At 71.3% G+C, this 24180-nt stretch carries 23 protein-coding genes and 1 pseudogene; 11 read left to right on the top strand and 13 right to left on the bottom strand.

Translation table 11 applies throughout. The features are described from left to right. Positions 1 to 388 precede the first annotated feature (388 nt). Positions 389 to 1009: an L-threonylcarbamoyladenylate synthase gene (locus AC5677_RS31190; protein ID WP_497191213.1), complete on the top strand. Its 621-nt coding sequence runs from the start codon at positions 389 to 391 to the stop codon at positions 1007 to 1009. Between the two features lie 88 nt (positions 1010 to 1097). Here the strand turns inward: AC5677_RS31190 and AC5677_RS31185 are convergent, their stop codons facing one another. After that, positions 1098 to 1514, bottom strand: a complete 417-nt coding sequence (locus AC5677_RS31185; protein WP_497191212.1) for a DUF5997 family protein — start codon at positions 1512 to 1514, stop codon at positions 1098 to 1100. Between the two features lie 58 nt (positions 1515 to 1572). On the opposite strand from AC5677_RS31185, the gene AC5677_RS31180 reads away from it, so the two are divergent. Beyond that, positions 1573 to 2340: a LysR family transcriptional regulator substrate-binding protein gene (locus AC5677_RS31180; RefSeq protein WP_497191211.1), complete on the top strand. Its 768-nt coding sequence runs from the start codon at positions 1573 to 1575 to the stop codon at positions 2338 to 2340. Between the two features lie 43 nt (positions 2341 to 2383). Here the strand turns inward: AC5677_RS31180 and AC5677_RS31175 are convergent, their stop codons facing one another. Then, positions 2384 to 3358, bottom strand: a complete 975-nt coding sequence (locus tag AC5677_RS31175; RefSeq protein WP_497196826.1) for a DMT family transporter — start codon at positions 3356 to 3358, stop codon at positions 2384 to 2386. A 460-nt stretch (positions 3359 to 3818) separates the two neighbouring features. Here AC5677_RS31175 and AC5677_RS31170 point away from each other — a divergent pair, with 460 nt between their 5' ends. From AC5677_RS31170 to AC5677_RS31160, 3 genes are all read left to right on the top strand, one after another. Next, positions 3819 to 4412 carry a S1 RNA-binding domain-containing protein gene (locus AC5677_RS31170; RefSeq protein ID WP_497191210.1) on the top strand — a complete coding sequence of 198 codons (594 nt, stop codon included), beginning with the start codon at positions 3819 to 3821 and terminating at the stop codon, positions 4410 to 4412. A gap of 309 nt (positions 4413 to 4721) precedes the next feature. Next, positions 4722 to 6320 carry an MDR family MFS transporter gene (locus AC5677_RS31165; RefSeq protein WP_497191209.1) on the top strand — a complete coding sequence of 533 codons (1599 nt, stop codon included), beginning with the start codon at positions 4722 to 4724 and terminating at the stop codon, positions 6318 to 6320. Between the two features lie 99 nt (positions 6321 to 6419). Continuing rightward, a complete protein-coding gene (locus AC5677_RS31160) occupies positions 6420 to 7268 on the top strand; it encodes an SDR family oxidoreductase (RefSeq protein ID WP_497191208.1) in 849 nt (282 codons plus the stop codon). A 195-nt stretch (positions 7269 to 7463) separates the two neighbouring features. Here the strand turns inward: AC5677_RS31160 and AC5677_RS31155 are convergent, their stop codons facing one another. The 5 genes from AC5677_RS31155 to AC5677_RS31135 form a co-directional block, all read right to left on the bottom strand. After that, on the bottom strand, positions 7464 to 7637 hold the full coding sequence (locus AC5677_RS31155) for a hypothetical protein (protein ID WP_497191207.1): 174 nt from the start codon (positions 7635 to 7637) through the stop codon (positions 7464 to 7466). Between the two features lie 153 nt (positions 7638 to 7790). After that, the gene (locus AC5677_RS31150; protein WP_497191206.1) at positions 7791 to 8309 is read right to left on the bottom strand and encodes an O-acetyl-ADP-ribose deacetylase; all 519 of its coding nucleotides are present in this window, start codon (positions 8307 to 8309) and stop codon (positions 7791 to 7793) included. Between the two features lie 47 nt (positions 8310 to 8356). Continuing rightward, positions 8357 to 9778 (bottom strand): phytoene desaturase family protein, encoded by a 1422-nt coding sequence (locus AC5677_RS31145; RefSeq protein ID WP_497191205.1) that lies wholly within the window; start codon positions 9776 to 9778, stop codon positions 8357 to 8359. 40 nt (positions 9779 to 9818) lie between these two features. Further along, positions 9819 to 10724: an inositol monophosphatase family protein gene (locus AC5677_RS31140; protein ID WP_497191204.1), complete on the bottom strand. Its 906-nt coding sequence runs from the start codon at positions 10722 to 10724 to the stop codon at positions 9819 to 9821. A gap of 80 nt (positions 10725 to 10804) precedes the next feature. Next, positions 10805 to 12670, bottom strand: coding sequence for a gamma-glutamyltransferase family protein (locus AC5677_RS31135; protein ID WP_497191203.1), 1866 nt, complete (start codon positions 12668 to 12670; stop codon positions 10805 to 10807). 56 nt (positions 12671 to 12726) lie between these two features. Between AC5677_RS31135 and AC5677_RS31130 the strand changes: the two genes are divergently transcribed. The 3 genes from AC5677_RS31130 (at position 12727) to lplAB (ending at position 15743) form a co-directional block, all read left to right on the top strand. Beyond that, positions 12727 to 13692, top strand: a complete 966-nt coding sequence (locus AC5677_RS31130) for a hypothetical protein (protein WP_497191202.1) — start codon at positions 12727 to 12729, stop codon at positions 13690 to 13692. Between the two features lie 37 nt (positions 13693 to 13729). After that, positions 13730 to 14491: an SIR2 family NAD-dependent protein deacylase gene (locus tag AC5677_RS31125; protein WP_497191201.1), complete on the top strand. Its 762-nt coding sequence runs from the start codon at positions 13730 to 13732 to the stop codon at positions 14489 to 14491. Positions 14492 to 14678: 187 nt separating this feature from the next. After that, positions 14679 to 15743, top strand: a complete 1065-nt coding sequence (gene lplAB / locus AC5677_RS31120; RefSeq protein ID WP_497191200.1) for a lipoate-protein ligase LplAB — start codon at positions 14679 to 14681, stop codon at positions 15741 to 15743. A 178-nt stretch (positions 15744 to 15921) separates the two neighbouring features. On the opposite strand, the gene AC5677_RS31115 is transcribed toward lplAB, so the two are convergent. Continuing rightward, positions 15922 to 16923 (bottom strand): TIGR03842 family LLM class F420-dependent oxidoreductase, encoded by a 1002-nt coding sequence (locus tag AC5677_RS31115; RefSeq protein WP_497191199.1) that lies wholly within the window; start codon positions 16921 to 16923, stop codon positions 15922 to 15924. Between the two features lie 96 nt (positions 16924 to 17019). Beyond that, positions 17020 to 17541: a hypothetical protein gene (locus tag AC5677_RS31110; RefSeq protein ID WP_497196953.1), complete on the bottom strand. Its 522-nt coding sequence runs from the start codon at positions 17539 to 17541 to the stop codon at positions 17020 to 17022. Positions 17542 to 17878: 337 nt separating this feature from the next. Between AC5677_RS31110 and AC5677_RS31105 the strand changes: the two genes are divergently transcribed. After that, entirely contained in the window at positions 17879 to 18076 is a 198-nt protein-coding gene (locus AC5677_RS31105; protein ID WP_497191198.1) for an ATP-binding cassette domain-containing protein, read from the top strand. 62 nt (positions 18077 to 18138) lie between these two features. Here the strand turns inward: AC5677_RS31105 and AC5677_RS31100 are convergent, their stop codons facing one another. From AC5677_RS31100 to AC5677_RS31090, 3 genes are all read right to left on the bottom strand, one after another. Continuing rightward, entirely contained in the window at positions 18139 to 19017 is an 879-nt protein-coding gene (locus AC5677_RS31100; protein WP_497191197.1) for a COG4705 family protein, read from the bottom strand. A 277-nt stretch (positions 19018 to 19294) separates the two neighbouring features. Beyond that, complete coding sequence (locus tag AC5677_RS31095) at positions 19295 to 20137, bottom strand: COG4705 family protein (protein WP_497191196.1); 843 nt, start codon at positions 20135 to 20137, stop codon at positions 19295 to 19297. Between the two features lie 439 nt (positions 20138 to 20576). Beyond that, positions 20577 to 21242: a TetR/AcrR family transcriptional regulator gene (locus AC5677_RS31090; protein ID WP_497191195.1), complete on the bottom strand. Its 666-nt coding sequence runs from the start codon at positions 21240 to 21242 to the stop codon at positions 20577 to 20579. A 58-nt stretch (positions 21243 to 21300) separates the two neighbouring features. Between AC5677_RS31090 and AC5677_RS31085 the strand changes: the two are divergent. Both AC5677_RS31085 and AC5677_RS31080 read left to right on the top strand, forming a co-directional pair. After that, positions 21301 to 21684, top strand: a pseudogene (locus AC5677_RS31085) (MFS transporter); the annotation flags it as partial. An 84-nt stretch (positions 21685 to 21768) separates the two neighbouring features. Next, entirely contained in the window at positions 21769 to 22164 is a 396-nt protein-coding gene (locus tag AC5677_RS31080) for a cupin (protein WP_497191194.1), read from the top strand. 281 nt (positions 22165 to 22445) lie between these two features. Here AC5677_RS31080 and AC5677_RS31075 read toward each other — a convergent pair whose 3' ends face one another. After that, positions 22446 to 23744, bottom strand: a complete 1299-nt coding sequence (locus AC5677_RS31075; protein ID WP_497191193.1) for a PP2C family protein-serine/threonine phosphatase — start codon at positions 23742 to 23744, stop codon at positions 22446 to 22448. Positions 23745 to 24180 lie beyond the last annotated feature (436 nt).

Here is a 24180-nt window from a genome sequence, read left to right as displayed (position 1 = left end):
CGCCGCTCGCTATCCCGCCGGTAACGGCTCGCCTTTCGGCTCGTGCATCAGCCGTTTTTCGGCGCATCCGCCGGGCGGCAGGCCCCCCTATATCACTTCACCCGTGATATTCGGCCGCGATTCAACACGCCACGCCGAGAGCGCCCACATTGCGAGACACGGCGCGCATTTCGGCCTCCCAGGCCGGATCCGATCGCGCCCGCGGAACCGCGCCGAAACGACGTTCCGACCTCGCCGCACACCCCCCGGGATCCGGACTCCGGAACGGCGGCGATTCCCCCGGCCTACGCAGGCCGACGGACGCGCGCTCCTGCGCACTCGCCGGCGGGACCGGCGCCGCCGCCGCGCCCGCCCGAGAGCGGAGGTTGCGACGGCCTAGACTCGGCGGATGGCGAAGTATTTCGACGTGCACCCAGAAAATCCTCAGCCGCGCACCATCAGCAATGTGGCGGACAGCATCCGCTCCGGCGCGCTCGTCGCGTACCCGACGGACTCCTGTTTCGCGCTGGGATGCCAGCTGGGCAGCCGCGACGGCATCGACCGGATCCGGTCGATCCGCAATCTCGACGACCGTCACCACTTCACGCTGGTCTGCCAGAACTTCGCGCAGCTAGGTCAGTTCGTGCACATCGACAATGACGTGTTCCGCGCGATCAAGGCGGCGACGCCCGGCAGTTACACCTTCATCCTCCCCGCGACGAAGGAGGTGCCGCGCCAGCTGCTGCACCCGAAGAAGAAGACGGTCGGGGTCCGGATCCCGGACCATGTCGTCGCCCAGGCCCTGCTCGCCGAGCTCGGTGAACCGCTGCTCTCCAGCACCCTGCTGCTGCCCGACGACGACGAGCCGATGACTCAGGGCTGGGAGATCAAGGACCGGCTCGACCATGTGGTGGACGCCGTGATCGACTCGGGCGACTGCGGCACCGAGCCCACCACGGTCATCGACTTCTCCGGCGGCGAACTCGAGATCGTACGCCGAGGGGGAGGCGACACCGCGCGGTTCGAGTAGCCGCGCCGGCGGCACCGCCGGGTACCCGGCCGGGAGCGGCCGCCCGGGTACGCCGCGGCCACTCCGCCCAAGGGCTGCGCGGCCTTCGTCAGCGCTCCTTGCCGCGCCCTTCCGCGTCCTTCGCCTGGTTCTTCTCCTTGTGCATCTCCTTGATCCGCACCGCTTCCTTCCGGACCTCGGCCTGGGTGGCGCGTTCCTTCTGCAGCCACTCGGGGAGGTCGTTCTTCAGCGCGTCGATCTGCTCGGTGGTGAGGGGCTCGGTGATACCGCCCCGCGCGAGACCCGAGATGGAGATGCCCAGCTTCGCCGCGACCACCGGGCGGGGGTGCGGGCCGTTGCGCCGCAGTTCCACGAGCCACTCGGGCGGATTGGCCTGCAGCGCGTTCAGCTCGCTGCGCGAGATGACACCCTCCTGGAACTCGGCGGGGGTGGCCTCGAGGTACACACCCAGCTTCTTCGCCGCGGTTGCGGGCTTCATCGTCTGGGTGGTCTGGTGCGACGTCATGCTGTCAAGAGTAGCGAGCGTGTGCGATGCCTCCGAACACGACCGGTAACCTGGCGGAGTGACAGGCTCCGACGCACCTCCTTCGTTCCGGCTCGCGTACGTCCCCGGCGTGATTCCGGCCAAATGGGTGCGTATCTGGAACGAGCGGCTGCCCGATATCCCGCTGACCCTCGTCGCCGTGACCGCCACCGAGGCCTCCGACGTCCTGCGGGACGGCGGCGCCGACGCGGGCTTCGTGCGCCTGCCGGTCGATCGGACGTACTTCAGCGCGATCCCCCTCTACACCGAGACGACCGTGGTCGTGGTCCCGAAGGACCACCTCGTGGCGGCGGTCGACGAGGTGTCCGCCGAGGATCTGGCCGACGAGATCGTGCTGCATCCCCTCGATGACACCCTCGACTGGGAGCCCCGGCCGGGACGGCCCGCGTACGAGCGCCCCGCCACGACCGCGGACGCCATCGAGCTGGTCGCGGCGGGAGTGGGGGTCCTCGTCGTCCCCCAGTCGCTCGCCCGCCTGCACCACCGCAAGGACCTCACCTACCGGCCGGTCACGGACGCCCCTCAGTCGAGCGTCGCGCTGTCGTGGCCGGAGGACGCCACCACCGACATGGTGGAGGACTTCATCGGGATCGTCCGGGGACGGACGGTCAACAGCACCCGGGGCCGCGCCGCCGCCCCGGCACAGCCGAAGCGCGCCGAGGCGGGTGCCGCGCCGCGCAAGCCCGCGGCCCGCAAATCCACCGGCAAGTCGACGGGCAAGAACCCACGGGGCAGTTCCGGCGGCCCGAAGGGCGGCAAGCGCGGCAAACCGCGCCGCCGGTCGTAGCCCGCACGCTCCGGCAGGCCGGCCGGGGACGTGACGATGGCCGTCATGAGTGGCTCTCCTCAGGAATGGCGGCCGCATTTTCGGAATCGTGCGCGAACGCGGCGTCCGCATCGTAGGGAAAGAGAAACACCCCGGCGAGAATGAGTGCCCCGCCGATCACCTTGGGCAGGGAGAGTTCCTCCCCGAGCCACAGCACGGCGACCACGACGCCGAAAAGCGGGATCAGGTTGAGGGCCATACCGGCCACGCCGACGGCCACCCGCGACAGCGCGTAGTTGTAGGCGAGATAGCCCAGCGCGAAGCCGACCAGTCCGATCGCCACGGCGGCCGCGATATGCGGCAGTTGCGCGGCGCCCGGAATCGGCTCGGCGCCCGTGCCCCACACGACGGCCATAACGGGAAGCGTGCAGAGAAACCCGCAGCCGAATTGGTAGGCGGTGAGTTCCAGGGCCGAGGCGTCCGCGGCGAGCCGGCTGACGACAATCACCGATGCCGACGCGCCGAGGGCCCCCAGCAGAACCAGGGCATCGCCGATACCGCCGCCGACGGTGATACGCGCACCGGTCAGCATCGCGGCGCCGACGGTGGCGACGAGCACCCCCGCCACACTGCGCCGGCTGACCGCCTCCTTGACGAAGAGGACGCCCATGACCAGCACCATCGCGGATTGCAGCCCGTCCAGGAGCGCAGCATCGGCCGCGCCGGTGTACTGGAGCCCCAGGTCGAGCGCGCCGTAGGCCACCACCGGCTCCAGCACACCGAGACAGAGAAAGTGGCGCAGCGGCACGGTCCTGCGGGGACGTACGCGCAGCATGGCGATCCACAGCGCGGCCGCCGCGGCACCGACCTCGAGGAAAAGGGTGGTGAATGCGCCGATCCCCGCAACGGCGTATTTCGCGACGGCGGTGGCCACGCCCCAGCTTCCGGCCGCGGCTATCAAGGCCCCGTAAGGCCGCAGGCGAGGCAATGCAACTCCAGAAGTGTTCTTGCAGAGAGTGCGGAGAGGTCCGTTCGCCATTGCTTCCGGGTGGGGAATCGGGACGGGAACGGTCGTGCACGTTGCGGCCGGTGAAATGACCTTGGAGGTCAAGTCGCTTGTATGTCAAGGGGGTTGGGGGGCCTCTCAAGAGGGTTGGGTGGCCCCTTACGGCAATGGCGGACAGCGCCACACCGGCGGGCCACGGATATCGCAGGGGCCGCTTCCCCAAGGGGTGAGCGGCCCTGGGCCCATTCCCCACCTTTCCCGAAAGCGCCGGCCTTCGAATTCGGTCGGGAGAGGCCGGACAGTAATGGCCGGACATCAATGGGCGGACGTCAACGGCCGGACGTCAATGGCCGGACATCGATCCGGCCCCCTGCGGACATTGGGCGCGTCCCGCACCGTCGCCGGCCGTCGGCCGTCGGTCGTCGGTCGTCGGCCGTCGGCCGTCGGCAACCATGGAGACCGCACCGAAACCGGCCGAAGAGGGAGAGCCCGCATGCCGATAGCAGCCGACGAGAACCCGGAACTCTGGGCGTTCCTCGGATCACTCCACCGCGGAGAGATCCTCTCCGGCACGATCGCGGCCATCGAACCGTTCGGCGTGTTCGTGGCGCTGGACGACGGCCCCGCCCACCCGGTCTTCCCCGGCGTCGGGTTCATCACCATCCCCGAACTGGCGTGGCGCAGCATCAAGGCGGCTTCGGACGTCGTGCGGGTCGGCCAGCGTGTCTCCGGTGAGTTCCTCCAGTTCGACACGTGGAACGGGGAGGCCAGGATGTCCCTGCGCGCGATGCGGCCGGACCCCTTCCAGGCGTTCGCCGACGGGATGGCCGTGGGCCGGACGCTGCTGGGGCAGGTCACCAAGCTGGTCCCGTTCGGTGCGTTCGTCCGGGTCGCCGAGGGGATCGAGGGCCTGGTTCCCCTGCCCGAGCTCGACCGGTCGCCCGTGGCGGCTCCGGGCGAGGCCGTCCAGGTCGGCGACGAGGTCTCCGTCGTCGTCACCGAGATCGACCGGGAGCGGCGCAGGCTGGCCCTCTCCCGACGACGGGCCTTCCCGGCCTCCGGTGAGTCGCCGCATCCGGGCATCTGACGCACGGGCGTCGACTCGAACACGGTTGCGTGTTTCGCGAAGCCTCCACTACCGTGCCCGGCAGCTGTAATCGACACAGAGGGAGCGGCGAGAAGCCAAGCGACTTGCGAAGGACCGCGATCGACACGTCCGTTGAGGACCGATCGACGGTTGAGAGGGCCGAGGAAGGCCGGAGTCGGACACAGGATCCGACCACCCCATCTCCGCTGCTTGAAGCGAGCAGCGTTCTTCACCGAGTTCGTTTTGCGTACTCCCACTCCGGGCGATGCTCCGCACCGCGGCGTCGCTCCTCGATTACGAGGTTTCCCTATGCGTTCCCGCTCCTCCGAGCCTGCCGTCGACGCCTCCGCGGCCCCGGCCGCGTCGGCCAGGACCCACGCGGTCGTCCTCACCTTGATGGCGGCGGTCTTCCTTTCCCTGCTGGACTCCCAGGTCGTCGCGACCGCGCTGCCCCGTGTGGTCAGCGATCTGGGGGGACTCGACCAGTTCGCCTGGGTCACCACCGGCTATCTCATCGGCGGCAGCGCCGCCGTCCCCGTGTACGGCAAGCTCGGCGACCTCTTCGGACGCAAGCGCGTCTTCCTGGCCTCCCTCATCGTCTTTCTGGTCGGATCCGCGCTCTGCGGCCTCGCGCAGACGATGGGTCAGCTCATCGCCTGCCGTGTCGTCCAGGGCATCGGCAGCGGCGGCCTGTTCATCTCCGTGCTCGCCGTCATCGGCGAGATGTTCTCCCCGCGCGAAGGCGCCCGCTACTACGGCTGGTTCTCCCTCACCTTCGGCGCCGCCTCCCTCGCCGGGCCCACTCTCGGCGGCGTCCTCACCGAACTCGCCGACTGGCGCTGGGTGTTCTTCCTCAACCTGCCCGTCGGAGCGGTCGTCGTGCTGGTCGTCTCCTCGATGCTGGAGCTGCCCGTGCGCCGCCGGAAGGCCCGCCTCGACCACGTCGGAGTGCTCCTCCTCGTCGTCGCGATCGTCGGCCTCAACCTGCTCACCGGCTGGGCCGGCACCACGTACGACTGGAGCTCCCCGGTCATCGTCGGCCTCGCCGCCGGGTCCGTCGTCGCCGTGGTGCTCTTCGTCCTGTCCCAGCGCCGCGCCGTCGACCCGGTGATCCCGCTCCGGCTGTTCGCCGACCGGACCTTCACCCTCGTCGTGGTCCTCGGCTTCCTCTCGGGATTCATCGGCCTCGGCATCGTCAACTACCTGGTGCTGTGGCTGCAGACCGTCCTCACCCTCGACGTCCAGGAATCCGGGTTCGCCCTCACGGCGATGATGCTGGCCGTCGTACTGACCTCGTACATCAGCACCAAGGTCATCGGTCGCACCGGTTCCTACCGTTGGTTCCCCGCGCTCAGCATGGTCGTCTTCGCGGTCGCCGCCGCGCTGTTCTCCACCGCCGGGCCCTCGACCGGTCCTCTGCTCGCCGTCGTCTACCTGCTGCTGTTCGGTATCGCCGGCGGCCTCAACTCACAGGCCCTCGGCCTCGCCGCCCGCAACACCGCGAGCATGCAGGACATCGGTGCCGTCCAGGGCACCACGACTCTCCTGCGCCAGCTCGGCACCTCGCTCGGAGTCTCCTTCTTCGCCGCCGTCCTCACAGGTCGGCTCGGCAGCGGGCTGCACGACCGTCTCGGCCGGTCCGGTGTCCGCATCGACGAGGACGGCTCCCTCTCCCCCGAGGTCATCGGCAAGCTGTCCGCCTCCCTCAGGCTCGAACTCGCCGGTGTCTACGCGGACTCACTCCGTTTCCTCTTCTACGCGGTCATCCCCCTCGCCCTCATCGGGTTGGTGGCCTCGCTCTTCCTCAAGGACATCAAGCTCGCCGACGGGCACCCGGCGGCCGGGCGGGACACGTCCTCCGCCGACGAGCGCGCCGACTCCGGCTCGGCCGCTCGCGGCACTTCCTGACGCACCACTCGGCGGGTGCTCCCTGCGCGGCGCCCGCCATGCAGCACGTCCCCCGGCAGCACATCCCTCACCAGCACATTCCTCAAAGGAGAACCACGCATGATTCTGGTTACTGGCGCCACCGGCAATGTCGGCAGCGAACTCGTCGCCCGGCTCGCCGCCGAAGGCGTGCCGGTGCGGGCCATGACCCGTTCGCCGGAGAAGGCGGACCTCCCGGCCGGTGTCGAGGTCGTCGCCGGCGACTTCGACAAGCCGGACACCCTGCCCGCCGCCCTCACCGGCGTCGAGCGCGTCTTCGTCGTCCCGCCGGGCTACGGCCCCGAGGGCCCCGTCCAGGAGACCGCCCTGGTCGCCGCCGCCCGCGAGGCCGGTGTCAGGCACCTGGTCAAGCTCTCCACCAGCGGTGTCGGTTTCGGCGCCACCGATCCGCTCACCTCGGGCCACCGCGCCGGCGAGCGGGTCATCGCAGAATCCGGCCTGGAGTGGACCGTTCTGCGTCCCGGCACCTTCATGGTCTACCTCTACGGCTACGCCGGCACCATCGGCACCGAGCGGACCATGTACGTCACCGAGGGCGACCCGGTCTCCGCCATGATCCACCCGCGCGATATCGCGTCCGTCGCCGCCCACGTCCTGACCACCTCCGGCCACGAAGGCCATGCCTACACCCTGACCGGGGGCGAGGCCCTCAGCCCGCAGCGGCAGGGCGCGATCATCGGCGAGGCCCTCGGCCAGGAGGTCAGGGTCGTCGAACGCACCGCCGCCGAGACCCGGGCGGAGTTCGACCGCCTCGGCTGGGGCGGCCCGCGCCTGGAGGCCCTGCTCGAACTCAAGCGGCAGTCCGCCGCCTGGGACCGGCAGATCTCCGACGCCGTCGAGAAGATCACCGGCGCGGCACCGCTCACCCTGCGCACCTGGGTCGACGAGAACATCCACATCTTCGGCTGAGCCGACATCTGTACGGCACGGGCCGGAGCGGGACGGCCGGCGCTTTCAGCTGCCGGTGGCTCAGGAGCGCACGTACACAGCGGACTCGGTGGCTCCCCGGAACGCACAGACCGCACAGACCCCTCTCCGGTGGCACCGTGCCGTGCCGGTTGCCACCGCTACGCACTCCACTCGGCTGCGGCCGACCAGCGAAGATCAGTTGTGGCCGAACTTCCGCAGCTGCTTATGGGCGACGTGCTTGGAGATCGGTTGCTCCGTCTCGTGCGCGGCAGCCGACGCCTTCGCCTGCCCCTTCGTCTCCGCGGTGGCGCTGCGTTCATGCCCGCCGGTGCGGGCGCCGCGGTTCTGCCGGGTCTGTTTCTTGCCCACGATCGTGCCTCCTGTGGCGGATCTCGGACTATGGGCCCTACCAGACTTGCATGCGCGCACGAAGAGTGCATTTCGGGTGGAGAGCGGAGGGGAGCAGCGGGAAGCACGCCACGTTCGAGGGGCCGTGGCACACCCGAGAAGCCCGTGCCGCCGTCAGCGCACCTGCGCGGCGAAGGCCGCGAACGCCTGCTCGCCGAAGAGGACGAAGCGCACCTCTTCCACCGCCGTCTGGGTCTCCCGCACCGTCTCCACCGCGATGCGCGCGGCGTCGTCCATCGGCCATCCGTAGGCGCCGGTGGAGATGGCCGGGAACGCGACGGTCCGCGCGCCCAGCTCGTCGGCGACCCGGAGGGACTCCCGGTAGCAGGAGGCGAGAAGCGAGGCGTCACCGCCGGACGCCTGATACACCGGGCCGACGGTGTGGATGACCCAGCGGGCGGGCAGCCGGCCCGCGGTGGTGGCGACCGCCGCGCCGGTGGGCAGGCCGCGGCCGTAGCGGGAGGCGCGCAGGTCACGGCATTCGGCGAGGATCTCCGGGCCGCCGCGGCGATGGATCGCGCCGTCCACGCCGCCGCCTCCCAGAAGGGAGGAGTTGGCGGCGTTGACGACGGCGTCCACCGGCTGTTCGGTGATGTCGCCCTGGATGAGGGTGAGGGAGGTGGCAGCGCTCATGAGGCCCGAGCGTAAGCAGGGGCGTGCCGGGCGGCGAGCCTATTTGCTCAGCGGCGGTTCGCGCGCAGCCGGCGCCAGACCGTCTTGGCGGCGTAGTGGCCGGACATGCCGTGGACGCCGGGGCCGGGCGGGGTGGACTGGGAGCAGAGGAAGACGGCGGGGTGCGCCGTTTCGTACGGGACCCGGGCGAGCTTGGGGCGGATGAGCAGGCGCAGCCCGGCCGCGGAGCCGCTGGCGGTGTCGCCGCCGACGTAGTTGGCGTTGCGGGCGGCGATCTCGGGCGGTCCGGCGACCGCGCGCGCCAGGACGAGGTCGCGGAAGCCGGGCGCGAAGCGCTCGATCTGCCGCTCGACGACGTCGGTGGCGTCGCCCTCCCAGCCGTTGGGGACATGGCCGTACGCCCAGAAGGTGTGCTTGCCCGCGGGGGCACGGCTGTCATCGATCAGGCTGGGCTGGGCGGTGATCAGGAAGGGGACGGAGGGGTCCTGGCCGGTCACGGCGGCGTCCAGCGCGGCGCCGATCTCGCCGCTGGTGGGGCCGATGTGGACGGTGCCGGCCCGGCGGGCCTGCTCGGCGGTCCAGGGCACCGGCTCCGCCATCGCGTAATCGATCTTGAAGACGCTGGGACCGTACTTCACGTCGCGGTAGGCGTTGCCCAGGCCCGCGATCCGGGCGAGCGCGGTCGGTGAGGTGTCGAAGATGTACGCGCGGGCCGGCGGCAGATCATCCAGCCGCTTGACCTCGAAGTCGGTGTGCACCGCGCCGCCGTGGGCGCGGAGCAGCCCGGCGAGGGCGTCGGAGATGGCCTGGGAGCCGCCGCGCGGCACCGGCCAGCCGCCCGCGTGCGCGGCGAGCGCGAACATCAGCGCCAGGCCGCTGGTACCGAAGGAGCCGAGCGGCGCGATGGAGTGCGCCGCGAGTCCGGCCATCAGGGCGCGGGCCTTCTCGTCCTGGAAGCGGCGGTTGAGCAGGCTGACCGGCTGCATCGCCACCAGGCCGAACCGCGCGTAGGTCACCGGGTCCTTGGGCAGGCCCAGCCACTGGGTGCGCAGGAAGTCGTGGGCCAGGCTGTCCCACTTGCCGACGAACGGCGCGACCAGCCTGCGGTAGGTGCCGGCATCGCGCGGGCCGAAGGACATCGCGGTCTGGCCGACGGAGTGGGCCAGCACGGCGGCCGTGCCGTCCGGGAAGGGATGCGCCATCGGGAGATCCGGGTGCAGCCATTCCAGCCCGTACCGCTCCAGGGGCATGGCGCCGAAGGCGGGCGAGCCCATGCCGAGGGGGTGCACCGCCGAGCACGGGTCGTGGCGGAAGCCCGGGAGGGTCAGCTCCTCCGTGCGGGCTCCGCCGCCGATGGTGTCGCGGGCCTCGAAGACCTCGACGGACATTCCTCGGCGGGCCAGTTCGACCGCCGCCGTCAGGCCGTTGGGCCCCGCCCCGACCACGACGGCATCGAGCATCCTCGGCACCTGCGCCACTCCCCTCAAGTCCGACCCTCGTCGGTGAGGATCAGTTGGCGGCTGCCAGCAGTCCGAGGATACGCCGGGCCGTTTCGGCGTCCCGTGCCGCGGTGAACGGCAGCGCATTGCCGCCCGCTATGCGGAACGGCTGCCCGGCGACCGTACCGCTGGCGCCGCCCGCTTCGTGGACCAGCAGCAGCCCGGCGGCGTGGTCCCAGGCGTTTTCCCAGCTGAAGGCCGTGGCGTCGAGGTCGCCGCGGGCTATCTGCAGATACTCCAGGCCCGCCGAGCCGCACGGCCGCGGCGCGATACCGCCGGTGTCCAGGGCGGCGAGCACCCGCTTCTGGTCGTCGTCGGTGAAGTCGAAGTGGGAGGTGGCGACGTCGAGGACGGCGCCCGGGTCCGGGGAGCCGGACCGCAGCGGGACGCCGTTCAGCTCGGCGCCGGCGCCGCGGCGGGCGATGGCCATCAGGCCGAGCGCGGGGGCGTACGTCCAGGAGGCGAGCACCTCGCCGTGGTGGGCGAGCGCGACGAGCGTGCAGAAACCGGGGTCGCCGTGGACGAACTGGCGGGTGCCGTCGACCGGGTCGACTATCCAGACGGGGGCGTCGCCGCGCAGCGCGTCCAGGACGGCGGGGTCGGCGTGCACCGCCTCCTCGCCGACCACCCGGGAGCCGGGCAGCAGGGCCGTGAGCGCGGCGGTGAGGTGTTCCTCGGCGCGCCGGTCGGCGACCGTGACGAGGTCGTGCGGGCCGTTCTTCTCGACGATGTCCTCGGCGGCGAGCTGCCGGAAGCGCGGCATGATCTCGTCGGCCGCGGCCTGGCGGACGGCGGCCTCGACGGCGGCCAGGTCCAGGGCGGCGAGGCCGGGGGCGAAGTCCGTGGCCGGGAGGGCCGCGGCAGCGGTGATGTTCGTGGTATCTCCCGAATCATGGGTACGAAGTGCTTCGATCATGCGTCCATGGAAACACGCGGCACTGACACAGCGACCGGATCCCAGGTGAACTCCGGGTGCCGCACAGACCACGGGAGGGTTCAGCGCCCCACCGCGTACCCCTGCATCCCCCGCGGATTCGCCGCCGACGCCAGCACCCCGGTCTCCGGATCCCGCGCCACCGCACACAGCCGCCCCTCCTCCCAGGCGCCGCACACCGTGACCAGATGGCCGCGCCGCCGCAGGTCCTCGATCACCGCCGTACCGGTCCTGGACTCCACCGTCACGCTCCCCGGCCGCATCCCCCGGGGGAAGAAGGACCCCGGGAAGGAGTCGTTGTGCCAGTTCGGGGCGTCGATGGCGCCTTGCAGGTCGAGGCCGCCGCGGACCGCCGGGCGCAGCGCCACGGCGAGGAAGAAGTGCAGCTGCCACTGGTCCTGCTGATCGCCGCCGGGCGTGCCGAAGGCCATCACCGGGACGCCGTCGCGCAGCGCGAGGGAGGGGCTGAGGGTGGTCCGGGGGCGGCGCCCGGGGGTGAGGGTGTTGGGCAGGCCCTCCTCCAGCCAGGCCATCTGCAGCCGGGTGCCGAGCGGGAAGCCGAGGGCCGGGATGACGGGGTTGGACTGCAGCCAGCCGCCGGAGGGCGTGGCCGAGACCAGGTTGCCCCAGCGGTCGACGACGTCGATATGGCAGGTGTCGCCCCTGGTGGCGCCGTTCCGGCCGGTCTCGGGCGCGCCGGGGGCCGCGGTGTCCGGCGCCGCACCGCGCCCGACCGTCGGCTCACCCGCCCCGCCCCCGGAGATGCCCAGGGCGAAGGAGCCCGCGTCCCCGGAGGCGACCGCCGTGGCGTGTTTGCTCAGCCGCGGGGTACGGCCGTCCGGGCTGCCGGGCCGCAGCTCGTACGAGGCGTGCTCGCCGATCAGCATCCGGCGGTCGGCGTTGTAGTCCGCGCCGAGGAGCGTGGCGAGCGGCACCTCCGCGGCGCCCCCGTCCCCGGCGTCGCCGTACCAGGCCTCGCGGTCGGCCATCGCCAGCTTGCCGCCCTCGATGAGCCGGTGGACGTATTCCGCGCTGCCGTACGCGGGCAACTCGTCGGGCAGCAGGGCGAGTTGCTGGAGGAACGCCGGGCCCTGCGACCAGCCGCCCGCCTTGGCGACCGTCCAGCCCTGCCAGTCGTAGGTGACCGGGTCCTCGTACGTGGCGCGGAAGGCGGCCAGGTCGTCGCCGGTGAGCGTGCCCCGGTGACGCTCGCCGGAGGTGTCCATGGCCGGGCGGCTCGCGGAGGCGGCGAGCGCCTCCCCGATGAAGCCCTCGCGCCACACCCTGCGGGCGGCGTCGATCCTCGCCTCGCGACCGGTCGCGGCGGCCTCCGCCTCCGCGATCAGACGCCGCCAGGTGGCCGCCAGCGGGCGGTTCCTGAGGAGCCCGCCCGGGGCGACGGACCTGCCGCCGGGCAGATAGATCTCGGCGGAGGTGGTCCACTCCGTCTCGAAGAGCTCGCGGACCGTCTCCACCGTCTCGCCGATCCGCTCGACGGCCGGATGGCCGTGCTCGGCGTACCCGATGGCGTAGCGCAGCACCTCGGCGAGGGACTTGGTGCCGTGGTCGCGCAGCAGCAGCATCCAGGCGTCGAAGGCGCCCGGTACGGCGGCGGCGAGCGGCCCGGTGCCGGGCACCAGGTCGAGGCTGAGCGCGGTGTAGTGCGCCACGCTCGCGCCGCCCGGCGCCGGGCCCTGCCCGCACAGCACCCGCACCGGGCCGCCGGCCGGGGCCAGGAGGATCGGCACCTCGCCCGCCGGGCCGTTCAGATGCGGCTCGACGACATGGAGCACGAAGCCGGCCGCGACGGCCGCGTCGAAGGCGTTGCCGCCGTCCTCCAGGACGGCCATCGCGGACTGCGACGCCAGCCAGTGCGTGGTGGCGGCCATGCCGAAGGTGCCTTGGAGGGTGGGGCGGGTGGTGAACACGGGGCTCCTTGTCCGTTGCACGGGAGGGACGGTCACCGGGTACGTACCCTTTCTGCATGTCCATGCAGCGCGCCAATCTCCCCCGCTCGGTCTCCGGCGTCCCCTGGGACGGGCTGTCGCTGACCGTCGACGGACCGGTGCGCCCGCCGCTGCGCGTCGAAGTCGCCGACGGGCGGCGGCTGGTGCTGCGGCAGGGCGACCGGGTCGCGCTGCTGGCGCGGCAGCGGATCACCCACCGCGGAGTGCACTACGTCCGCACCGGGCATTACGCGTCCCCGCTGCCCCCGCTGCGCGCCGGCCTGGCCCGCGCGTACCGGGAGGGGTGCCCGGACGACGACGGCTGGCTCGCCCGCTGGGCCCAGCGCTTCGCGAACGAGCTGCGAGAGACCCCCAACGGACCGTTGCACGAGGGTGACTGGCGGCTGACGCCCGGCATGCCCCGACAGTGGGACTCGGCCGCGAACTGGGCGCGACTGCCCGTCCACGACCCTGCCGTCGGCCACATCACCTGGTTCGGTTACGGCGATCCCGAGGAGGACCGGCGCGATCTCCTGCCGCTGCGCCCGCTGTCCGCGCCGGACGCGCCGCGGGTGAAGGCGTACCGCCGTCAGTACCGCGAGGGCGTACTGCCGCCCGTCCTGGTGTGGTGGATCGGCGGTCTCGACGCGTTGGTGCTGGTGGACGGGCACGACCGGGTCGCGGCGGCGCTGGCCGAGGGCGGCCGGCCCGCCGTCCTCCGTCTGGCCCGCGAGGCATCGGAGCGCTGGGTCAGATGGGCCGGCAAGCCCCCCATCGACGCCTACGAGAAGCATCTCGCGCCCCTGGAGCGGGCCTGCGCCGAGGGGGATGCGCTCGCCCAGGTCCTCGCCGGTGCCGCGAGCCGCCAACTGGGAGAACAGCTCCACGACCTCGAGGTGTCCCCGGACCTCACCCGCTCCTGGCCCCTGCCCGGCGGAGCCGAGGCCTGGGACGCGCTCGCCGCCGAGCACGCCCCCGGCTGGCACCCCGACACCGAAAACTGACAGGACGGCGCGTGCCGCGTCTGCGTACGCTCGGCCCATGACCAGCTCCGCTCACGACCCGGCCGCCGACGCGCCGGCCCGCCGCCCCCTCGTCGCGATCCTGAGCGGCGCCGGGATCTCCACCGACTCCGGGATCCCCGACTACCGCGGCCCGAACGGGCTGTGGCGGCGCGACCCGGAGGCCGAGAAGCTGGTCACCTATGACTCGTACATGGCCGATCCGGAGATCCGGCGGCGGTCGTGGCGGATGCGGCTGGAGAGCCCGGCGTTCCGGGCCCGGCCGAATGCCGCGCACGAGGCGGTGGCGCGGCTGGACCGCTCCGGGATGCCCGTGCGGGTGATCACCCAGAACGTCGACGGGCTGCACCAGCTCGCCGGAATGCCCGCGCGCAAGGTCCTGGAGCTGCACGGCACGGCGCGCGCCGTCACCTGCACCCGCTGCCATGCCCGGTCGTCCATGGAGGAGGCGCTGGAGCGGGTGACGGCGGGCGATCCGGACCCCGCGTGCCTGGTGTGCGGCGGCATCCTGAAATCGGCGACGGTGATGTTCGGGGAGCGGCTGGATCCGGAGGTGCTCGGTACGGCGCTGGGCGTGGCCAAGGCCGCCGAGATCTTCCTCGCCGTGGGCACCACGCTCCAGGTGCAGCCCGCCGCCTCGCTCGCCGGGGTCGCCGCCGACCACGGTGCCCGCCTGATCATCGTCAACGCCGAGCCGACGCCGTACGACGACATCGCCGACGAGGTGATCCGCGAGCCGATCGGCAGCGCGCTGCCCCGGCTGCTGGCGGACCTGGGCTGACGGCGCCCCCTCCCCTCGGGCCGACGCCACCTCCAACCCGCCCTGAAGGAAGACCAGTTGGACCGGAGAAGGGGCAGGCGCTCCGGCCCGGCCCGCTCCACCGGGAATCGCCGGCGTCCGCTTACCGTTGGACAGATGTGGGACGTCCTCTCGGTCGGGCGCGCCCGATAGGCACGGAGGGCGCCTCATGCACGGCGAGTACAAGGTCCCCGGCGGCAAGCTGGTGGTGGTCGACTTCGCCGTGGAGAAGGGACTCCTGCGGGACGTCCGGGTCTCCGGGGACTTCTTCCTGGAGCCCGACGAAGCCCTCACGCTGATCGACGCGGCCCTGGAGGGCGCCCCCGCCGATACGGACACCGCCGGGCTGACGCGCCGGATCGACGCCGCGCTGCCCGGGTCGGCCGTCCTGTTCGGTCTCAGCACGGAGAGCGTGGCCGTCGCGGTGCGCCGCGCGCTGGCGCGGGCCACCGACTGGCGCGACTACGACTGGCAGCTCATTCACGCGGCGCCCCAGTCCCCCGCCCTCCACATGGCGCTGGACGAGGTCATCACCGCGCAGGTGGCGGCCGGACAACGCCCCCCGACCCTCCGCGTCTGGGAATGGGACTCCCCGGCCGTCATCATCGGCAGCTTCCAGTCCCTGCGCAACGAAGTCGACCTCGACGGGGCCGCCCGCCACGGCATCACGGTGGTCCGCCGGATCTCCGGTGGCGGCGCGATGTTCGTGGAACCCCCGAGCACCATCACCTACTCCCTCGCCGTCCCCGAGTCCCTCGTCTCCGGCCTGTCCTTCGCCGACAGCTACGCCTACCTCGACGACTGGGTCCTCTCCGCGCTCGGCGACATGGGCATCAAGGCGTGGTACCAGCCGCTCAACGACATCGCCACGGAATACGGCAAGGTCGCGGGCGCCGCGCAGAAGCGGATGGTGGCACCGGACGGCGGGCCCGGTGCGGTCCTGCACCACGTCACCATGTCGTACGACATCGACGCCGACAAGATGCTCGATGTCCTGCGCATCGGCAAGGAGAAGCTCTCCGACAAGGGCACCAGGAGCGCCAAGAAGCGGGTCGACCCGCTGCGGCGCCAGACGGGCCTGCCGCGCGCCACGGTCATCGACCGGATGATCGCCTCGTTCCGCAGCCGCTACGGACTCGTCCAAGGGGGCGTCACGGACGAGGAGATGGCCCGCGCCCGGGACCTCGTACGGACCAAGTACGCGACCGACGAGTGGACCGCGCGCATTCCCTGACCGCGGAGGCGCGGTGCACGCCGCCCTGGCGGCAACGGGCGTCGGCCTGTTCTCCTTCGCCTGATCGTGAACCCGGCAGCTGGTCGCCCTGCTGCCGGACGGCCCTGGGAACGGGCCGCCGCACGCCTCACCGGCCTGAGCGAGGGTCCCGGCGGCGCCGGAGGGGCTCACCCTCCGGTCAGGCATTCACCACGGGAATGACGTCGGTCGCATACGCGTCGATCACCGCCTGCCGCGCATCGTGCATCGCGTACAGCGCGAACTGATCGACGCCCAACTCCCTCAGTCTGCACAGCTTTTCGACATGCGCGGAGGCCGGGCCGAGCAGGCAGAAGCGGTCGACGACGGCGTCCGGCACGAAGGCGGTGTCGGGGTTGTCGGCGCGGCCGTGGTGGGAGTAGTCGTAGCCTTCGCGGGCCTTGATGTAGTCGGTGAGCTCGTCGGGGACCAGACCGGAGTGTTCGCCGTAGCGGGCGACGAGGTCGGCGACGTGGTTGCCGACCATGCCGCCGAACCAGCGGCACTGTTCGCGGGCGTGGCCGAGGTCGTCGCCCACGTACGCGGGCGCGGCGACGCAGATGGTGACGTCGGACGGGTCGCGTCCGGCGGCCACCGCGGCATCGCGTACGGCCTTGATCATCCACTCGGTGAGGAAGGGGTCGGCGAGCTGGAGGATGAAGCCGTCCGCCAACCGCCCGGCCATTTCCAGGGCCTTGGGGCCGTAGGCGGCCATCCACACCGGCAGCTTGCCGTTCCTGATCCAGGGGATCTGCAGGCGGTGGCCCCCCACCTCCGCCTCCCGTCCCTCGGCCAGATCCCGGATGACGCCGATGGCCTCGCCCAGCCGGGCCAGGGTGTTCGGTGGCCAGCCGGCCACCCGCATCGCGGAGTCGCCGCGGCCGATGCCGCAGACGGTGCGGTTGCCGTACATCTCGTTGAGGGTGGCGAAGGTGGAGGCGGTGACCTCAAGGGTGCGGGTGTAGGGGTTGGTGACCATCGGGCCGACGATCAGGCGGTCGGTGTGCTCCAGGATGCGGCTGTAGATGACGAACGGTTCCTGCCACAGGACGGCCGAGTCGAAGGTCCAGCCGTAGCGGAAGCCACTGCGCTCGGCGCGGCGCATCAGGGACACGACGGCGGATGCGGGCGGGTCGGCCTGCAGGACGAGTCCGAAGTCCACGGCGGCGCTCCTTGGATGAGGTAACTGGCAGGTGCCACGCGGGAGGCACTGACCGTGGCCCGCGTGCCGGTGAATTCCCGCTGCTCGATGACGAGTTCACCGCGGGAGAAGACCGTCTCGACGCGTCCGGTGAGCCGATTGCCCTCGTACGCCGAGTGGTCGACGTTCATGTGGTGCGGGGCGGCGGAGACGGTCTGCTCGGGCGCGCCGGACACCCGCGCCACGGGGGTCGGTCCGGCCCGCGGCCGGCGCCTGCTCGACGAGGACATCGACGGCGATGCCGTTCTCGGCGTGCATCATGATCAACCCGCCGTTGCCCGCGGCCCGTTGCATCGCCCGGAGGATCTGGAGGCGCCGCTCCTTCTTCTCGGCCGCCTCCTCTCCTTCCGCGATGGCCGCCTGGATGTCCACCTCGGTTGCGGCGTCATCACGTGCATCCGTCGCCACCACCGCTGCGAATGCGACGAGTTTCTTCCTGCGCATACGACGACTCTCTTCGATCCGGGCGTCCAAGTCGGCGATGCGCCCACGGTATGCCTCCGTCCTGTTCGGGACGTCATCCAGCCATTCTTCGGCGAGCCGTTTGAGCTTTTCTGCCGGCCGCGCGGCGAGCGGCATCTCGGCAGCTGCGGAACGTGCTCGGCCCCGCCGCAGCCATCTGCTGTGCCCGTCCGCCTCACCGTTCAAGACACGGCGTCAACCGCGCGACAACCCCGCGACAACCCCGCGCAGAGCGGGCCCCGACCGGGCGGCGCCTGACGTCGGAGAAGAGGCGCACGCCGTGGCGGCGGGCCTCCGCCGCCGCCCTCGCTGCGGGAGGTGTCCACCATGCGTCGTCCGTTCGCCGCCGCCGCAACCGGCCTCGTGCTGGTCACCGGAGCCCTGTGCGGAGCGGCGGCCTGCTCGCCCACAGCAGCCGCATCGCCGCACCGCCCCGTCACGGGGGCGGCGCCGTATGTACCGGTTCTTCCGAGCCGGCGAGGAGGAAACGTTCGCGTGGCAAGGCGTCGGACCGGAGGTCGGGCGCGGCGAAACGGTCGCGGTGACCGGGCCGTCCGGATCGGGGCAGACCACCCTGCTGAACTGCCTGGCGGTGCTCGACGAGCCGGACGGCGGAACGGTGCGGGTGGCCGGCCAACGGCTCCCCGGATGACCCGGCCGGCCCGACTTCCCCGGGCGGGAGGGCCGCGGCGGTCGCGCCCCTCCCGGTCGTGCTCAGGAAACGCCGGTGAGGGTCTTGTCCTGGGGAGCGGCGGTCTTGCGCTCCTGAACGTGGGCGTACCCCATGAGGCAGAGCAGAACGGCGAGCAGCACCGCCGACGAGCCCGCCGTGCCGAGGTCGAGGCCGCCCTTGGCGAGCGGCTTGGTGAGGAAGTCACCGGCGGTCGCCCCAAGGGGCCGGGTGAGCACGAAGGCGATCCAGAACAGCACGACGTTCGGCACGGCCGGCACCCGCATCAAGGCGACGAGCACGGCGAGCACGCCTGTGACGAGCAGGGCGCCGCCCGCGTAACCGAGCCCGGAGCTGTCGGAGAGGAAGTCACCCATCGAGGTTCCGAGCGTGTTCGACACAAGGATCGCCGCCCAGAAGAGCGCCTCCGCGCGGAAGGAGACGATGTCGCGGATGGCGAACGTCAGCCCGGTGGACTTCCAGATGACGAAGATGGCGATCAGCAGCGAGATCAGGATGGCGGCCCCGGTGGGGTATCCGAGCCCCAGGCCCTGCGGTCCCCAGCCGAGCGACTTCGCACCGTCGGTGAGGAACTTGGCGCTGGCGTCCCGGTTCATGAAGTCGGACATCGTGGTGCCCGCCATGCTCGTGGACAGGATGACCGTCCAGTAGAAGAACGGGTTGTAGCGCCGGGACCGGAGCTGCACGACCAGCGTGACCACGAAGATCAAAAACAGCGCGATGGTCGTCAGGAAGTAGCCGAGCTTGAGGGTCTGGGCGAAGAGGTCACCGGCCGTTTCGCCGAGCGTCGTCGCTGCGGTCTTCATGACCCAGAAGGCCAGCGTGACCTCCGGGAGCTTCCGCATCACGTACCTGTCGGTGCCGGCGACGTCCGTATCGGTCAGGACTTCGGGCTCAGGCAATGTCGATCCCTTCTTGGGGCGCCTCCGCATCGCCTCACGTCGTGCCGCGGGCCTCGCGAAGTGCGCACAGTGGTGGCGCAATCAGCGGGTACGAGGCACACCGCTCGCAGCGATGACGACGTACGCCGCCCGACCCTCCCAGCCGCAACCTGAACGCATCCTGAACGCCACCGACCGCCCCCGCGGAGCACGCGGGGCACCCGCGGAGCGGCCCCGGAACGGGTGAAGCCGGCCCCCGGAACCCGGGGACCGGCCGCCGTCCAGGGCGAACCCGCGGTCAGCTCGCCTGCGGGGTGAGCCGCTCCGGTTCCGAGACGTCCCGCTTGGTGACCGTCAAGAACACCACCAGGCCGAGGATGACGGTCAGGAACAGCACACTGGTGATCACCGTGCCCAGGCCGAGCCCGCCGTCGGCGGTCGGCTGGGAAAGGTAGTCGCCGATCGACGCGCCCAGCGGCCGGGTCAGGATGTAGGCGATCCAGAAGCTCCACACCGCGTCCAGACCGAGGGCGAAGTGCGCCACCGCGACCGCGGCGATCGCCAGGGCGAACAGGCCGGCGGAGAGCCAGTACCCGAGGTCCATGCGCTCGGCGACCAGGTCACCGGCGGCGGTTCCCAGGGCGAAGGTGAAGAGCACGGCGAGCCAGTAGAAGGACTCGCGGCGGCTGGTGTCGACGTGGTGGATGGACAGGGTCCGCTCGCTGCGGTACCAGGCCACGAACACCACGACGAGGGCCACCGCGAAGGCCACGGTGCTGGTCTCCAGCGGTACGCCCAGGTTGTCGGTGAGGTTGTCGCTGATCAGCGTGCCGACGACGCTGATCAGCGCCACGGCGAGCCAGTAGACACCGGGCCGGTAGGCGCGGGTGCGGAACTGCGCCACCAGGACCGCGACAAGCAGCACGCTCATCAGCAGCGACACGCCCGTCAGGCCCAGGCCGAGCTTCTCGTTCAGCAGGTCTGCCGCGGTCTCGCCGACCGTGGTGCACAGGATTTTGATGACCCAGAAGTACGCCGTGACTTCGGGAACCTTGTTCCAGCGGACGCGCTGGCGGGCATGGGCGGGAGCGGTGTCGGACGCCTCGTGCGTCTCCGTGACCCCAGGGATATCAGCTGTCATGGTGCCCGACCGTGTCATCCGCAACCTGAACGCATCCTGAGCGCCTCCTCCCCCACCACCCCCCGTCCTGCCGGACCACGGCGTCGATGCGCAGTGCCACCACGGCGTACCCGGCGGCCGCCACCGGTGGCCTGAGATGTCGTCGCGGTCGACGCCGGCCCGCAGCAGGGCGTCGATCCGATGGTCGGGGTTCTGGTCAGCGGTCGAGACGCGCGTAGCCGATGAGCATGTGTCGGAATCGATCGGCCGGGCCGTTCACCGACGTTGTTCTCCGAGTTTCCCGACGCGAGTCGTTGACAGTGCCTGCCCACCTGCGGGTTCGTGATCACGGGTGCGCGTGTCGGCAGACGGTCGTTCGCCGGCACTCGAGGACGCGTGAGATCCCGTGGGGAGCATCCGGTCAACGGCCAGGCGCACCTCATCGGCGACGGAGGACCGTCTAGCGGACGGCGAGCAGGCCCTCCACCAGGGCTCGGAGCCCGTCCAGGTAGGTGTCCTCGCCGGTCAGCGGGGCCCAGCGGTCCGCGACCTGCGCCAACCGGGGTAGCTCACCCGGGTCGAGATCGCCGAAGACCTGCTCCCGGTAGGTCGCTCGGTCGTCGTCCGCGCGCCGGGCCGCTGCCGCCCGGACCACGATCTCTCCGGCGGTGTAGTACCAGATCGCACGATAACCGTGCACGGCCCGCTCGGGGGACAGTCCGCATGCGACCAGGCCGTCGACGATCTGCTCGACAAACCACAGCGCGGACGCGGACATCAGGTCATCGGCCGTCAGCACCTCCACGATCCAGGGACAGGCGGCGAGCGCCTCGTGGATCGCGGCGGCGGCAACGACGATCCGCTCGCGAGGGTGGTCGGGCAGTTCGGGTCGGCGCAGCGCCCGCGCGGCGTAGTCGTCCAGCAGCAGGACGAGAAGTTCTTCCTTGTTGCGGACGTGGTGGTACAGCGCCATCGGCGTACTGCCGATCTCCGCGGCCAGCCGCCGCATGGTCAGCCGGTCCACGCCTTCCTCGGTCACGATCCGGCGGGCCGTCCCGATGACCTCCTCGCGGGAGATACGGGGAGGTCGCCCGGGGGCTTTGCGCGGTGCGGACGGTTGCGGCATGCCCATCATCATCCCCCAGGTGTCGACAGCGACGATCCCCTGAGGCTACTTTCCTTACATGTACAAAAACTCACGGGGGCGACCCCGACTGGTGCTGGCGGCGGCGGCCGTCGCCCAGTTCGTCTTCGCCCTGGACATGTCGGTGGTCAACATCGCATTGCCCGCGATCCGCACCGCGTTGGGATTCGCGCCGCTCGACCTCTCGTGGATCGTGCACGTCTACGCGCTCACCTTCGGCGGACTCCTGTTACTGGGGGGCCGCGCTTGTGATCTGTACGGTCACCGTCGGCTGTTCGTGGTGGGCCTGGCCGTCTTCGGGCTGTGCTCGCTGGCGGGCGGGCTGGCCCAGGCGCCCTGGCAACTGATCGCCGCCCGTGCCGGCCAGGGGCTGGGTGCTGCCGCGGCCGCCCCAGCCGCGCTGGGGATGCTCACCACCGCCTATCGGCGTACTGCCCCGACGCCCGGCCGCCATACCTGACCCGCAACCCGCCTCCCCCGCAAACAACCAACTGGAAGGAACCCCATCATGACGACGACCCCCATCGACCTGTTCGCCTCCGCACTGCAGTTCCGCCCCGACGGCGATGTCCGACCGGCCGAACGGCGGATGACGAGCGGCGACTCCGGCGCCTGGCAGATCGCGACGTTCCACGTGGAGACCGACGCCGACGTCCACGCCGACCACTGGGAGATGCACCCGGAGGCCGAAGAGGCGGTGTGCTGCCTGACCGGCGGCGTCCGCCTCTACTTCCGCCCCACCACGCCCGGCGGCGCCGAGGACATGGTGCAGTTGCAGGCAGGCACCGCCGTGATCGTCCCCCGCGGCCGCTGGCACCGCCTGGAGCTGAACACCCCCAGCGACCTGATGTCGATCACCCTTCGCCACGGCACCCGCCTCGAAAAGCGCACCGACACTCACTGACCGCAAGGTGGCCCGCCAGATTCGCCGCCGGGCCACCACAAGCCTCGCCGGGGCACCAGGCGAAGAGCGTCCAGCGTGACCCGATGAGGTCCAGGGTGGAAGTCCCGTCGCCGGTGAAGCGGTGCGGGAAGCGGTGGCCGGTTCGCGCCGGCGAAGCATCGGCCGCGGCGCGACGCTCTGATGCGTAGCTGTCCAGCAGCGACGGTGTGCACCAGTACCGACGGGAAGCGGCCCGGGGTGCTGCCCCTGTTGCGAACACGAAGGCGGGCTCGGGGCAGCCTTCAGGATGGTCCGGTCTGTTTGTCGTCGGTCCTGCGGCCGGTGTAGGGGGCATGGGAGACGGGCCAGTCCAGGCACAGAACGGTGGCGTCGTCGCGTGGGTCGTGGTTCGAGAGTTCCAGGACTGTTTCGGTGAAGAGGCGTACGGCGTCGCGGGGGTGCCAGGTGCTGGTCTGCCGGATCAGGTCGCGCAGGCCGGCTTCGGTCCCTCGGGGCTCCAGCATGCCGTCGGTGAGCAGGATCAACCGGTCGCCCTGGCGCAGGTCGAGGCTCTGGAGGCGGTAGCCCGGGTTCGGTGTGACGCCGAAGGGCAGGTCGACCAGGGGAGTGATCTCCTCGACCCGCCCGTCGCGCAGGCGCAGCGGCCAGACGTGGCCGGCGTTGACGAAGGTGGCCTGGCCGGTGTCGAGACCGACGCGCAGCAGTTGACCGGTGGCCATGACCTGGCCACCGTGCCGGATGACGGCCTGGCGCACCTGCTCCGACTGCTCGGCGAACGCCCGATGCGCTTGGTCTGCGTAGTCCGCGACGGCCTGGTGGGCATCCTGGGCCTGGTCGAGGAGGCTACCGCCGGCCCGGCGTGCGTTGCGCAGGGCTCCGACGACCATGGTCGCCAGCAGTGCCGCCTGTACGTCGTGCCCCATGGCGTCGGTGAGGGACAGGTACATGGCCTGACGGTCCAGCACGTAGTCGAACGTGTCCCCGCCGATGTCGGCAGCCGGCTCCATCGCTCCGGCGACGATGAACCGGCCGGTGTCGCAGGTGAAGGAGTCGGGGAGCAGACGGTGCTGGATCTCGGCGGCCAGCGACAGACGTGTGGTGCGCCGACCCCATTCGTACAGATCGGTGAAGCGTCGATTGACGATCACCACGTAGGCGAGCGCATGGGCGGCATCGTCGATGAGTTGCATCGTCCGGCGGTCGGGGCGGGCGGGCACGGTCAGCTCCAGCAGACCGATCGCATCCCCGCGGTCGGACACCGGCACGATGACCTGGACCAGGCCCGGTCCGCCCGCTCCCGACCGCTCGCCGCTCGCCACGTGCGCTTGCTGGGAGCGGACCACTCCCTCGTAGACCGAGCCGCGCAACTGGATCCGCTGCGGCTGCTTCGGCCCGCCCTCCGCAGCGGCCCCGGTCAGCCGTACGACGGCCTTGCCGCCGAGGTCCGTGATCAGAAAGGACACCTCGGTCGCGGCAAGCCTTCTCGCCAGCAGCTGGGCCAGCACGGAGACGGCCGTCTCGGGGGGTGCCGACTCCACTGATCTCAACAACTCGCCCAACCAAGCCCGCTCATCTGCCACGCGGCGCACCTCCTCGGCGATCTCAACCGACCAGTCGGCAGGTCCCCGGCCAGGACCGCTCGGGGCGACGCATCCATCGCCGTTCGGCGATATTTGCCCCTTTGTGCGAAGAATATCTTCTTCGTGGTGGTAATGGTCGCAGCGTGGCGGCTCCGAGTCGGCCAGGACCGGACGGATCGGCTGGAGTGTGGCGGGCGTGGATGCCGCAGTGTGCTGTGGGCCCGGCAGCGGCCGGCACGGCTGCCACGCCGCCTGCGGTTGCCACGCCGTTTGCGGTTGGCCCGCCGACCCCTGCGCTCAGGAATGCCACGGACTGCGGCGGGTGCGCGCCGAGCCCCGGATATGCGCACTCATTGCGCATCCTCCACCGACAGTGCGCATCGACTCACGGCTCCTGGCCGTCATCGTCTGCACCTGTACTGGCGTGACAGGCTGG

Source organism: Streptomyces sp. JLSY215, assembly GCF_059682825.1.
Note: the sequence above shows the minus strand (reverse complement) of the source record. Positions and strands in the feature narration are given on the sequence as shown.

Excerpts from the sequence above, each read along its gene's own strand:
- AC5677_RS31190 (WP_497191213.1), top strand. The coding sequence starts at position 389 with ATGGCGAAGTATTTCGACGTGCACCCAGAAAATCCTCAGCCGCGCACC.
- AC5677_RS31185 (WP_497191212.1), bottom strand. The coding sequence starts at position 1,514 with ATGACGTCGCACCAGACCACCCAGACGATGAAGCCCGCAACCGCGGCG.
- AC5677_RS31175 (WP_497196826.1), bottom strand. The coding sequence starts at position 3,358 with ATGGCGAACGGACCTCTCCGCACTCTCTGCAAGAACACTTCTGGAGTT.
- AC5677_RS31170 (WP_497191210.1), top strand. The coding sequence starts at position 3,819 with ATGCCGATAGCAGCCGACGAGAACCCGGAACTCTGGGCGTTCCTCGGA.
- AC5677_RS31165 (WP_497191209.1), top strand. The coding sequence starts at position 4,722 with ATGCGTTCCCGCTCCTCCGAGCCTGCCGTCGACGCCTCCGCGGCCCCG.
- AC5677_RS31160 (WP_497191208.1), top strand. The coding sequence starts at position 6,420 with ATGATTCTGGTTACTGGCGCCACCGGCAATGTCGGCAGCGAACTCGTC.
- AC5677_RS31150 (WP_497191206.1), bottom strand. The coding sequence starts at position 8,309 with ATGAGCGCTGCCACCTCCCTCACCCTCATCCAGGGCGACATCACCGAA.
- AC5677_RS31140 (WP_497191204.1), bottom strand. The coding sequence starts at position 10,724 with ATGATCGAAGCACTTCGTACCCATGATTCGGGAGATACCACGAACATC.
- AC5677_RS31130 (WP_497191202.1), top strand. The coding sequence starts at position 12,727 with ATGTCCATGCAGCGCGCCAATCTCCCCCGCTCGGTCTCCGGCGTCCCC.
- AC5677_RS31125 (WP_497191201.1), top strand. The coding sequence starts at position 13,730 with ATGACCAGCTCCGCTCACGACCCGGCCGCCGACGCGCCGGCCCGCCGC.
- lplAB (WP_497191200.1), top strand. The coding sequence starts at position 14,679 with ATGCACGGCGAGTACAAGGTCCCCGGCGGCAAGCTGGTGGTGGTCGAC.
- AC5677_RS31110 (WP_497196953.1), bottom strand. The coding sequence starts at position 17,541 with ATGCCGCTCGCCGCGCGGCCGGCAGAAAAGCTCAAACGGCTCGCCGAA.
- AC5677_RS31105 (WP_497191198.1), top strand. The coding sequence starts at position 17,879 with ATGTACCGGTTCTTCCGAGCCGGCGAGGAGGAAACGTTCGCGTGGCAA.
- AC5677_RS31095 (WP_497191196.1), bottom strand. The coding sequence starts at position 20,137 with ATGACAGCTGATATCCCTGGGGTCACGGAGACGCACGAGGCGTCCGAC.
- AC5677_RS31090 (WP_497191195.1), bottom strand. The coding sequence starts at position 21,242 with ATGCCGCAACCGTCCGCACCGCGCAAAGCCCCCGGGCGACCTCCCCGT.
- AC5677_RS31080 (WP_497191194.1), top strand. The coding sequence starts at position 21,769 with ATGACGACGACCCCCATCGACCTGTTCGCCTCCGCACTGCAGTTCCGC.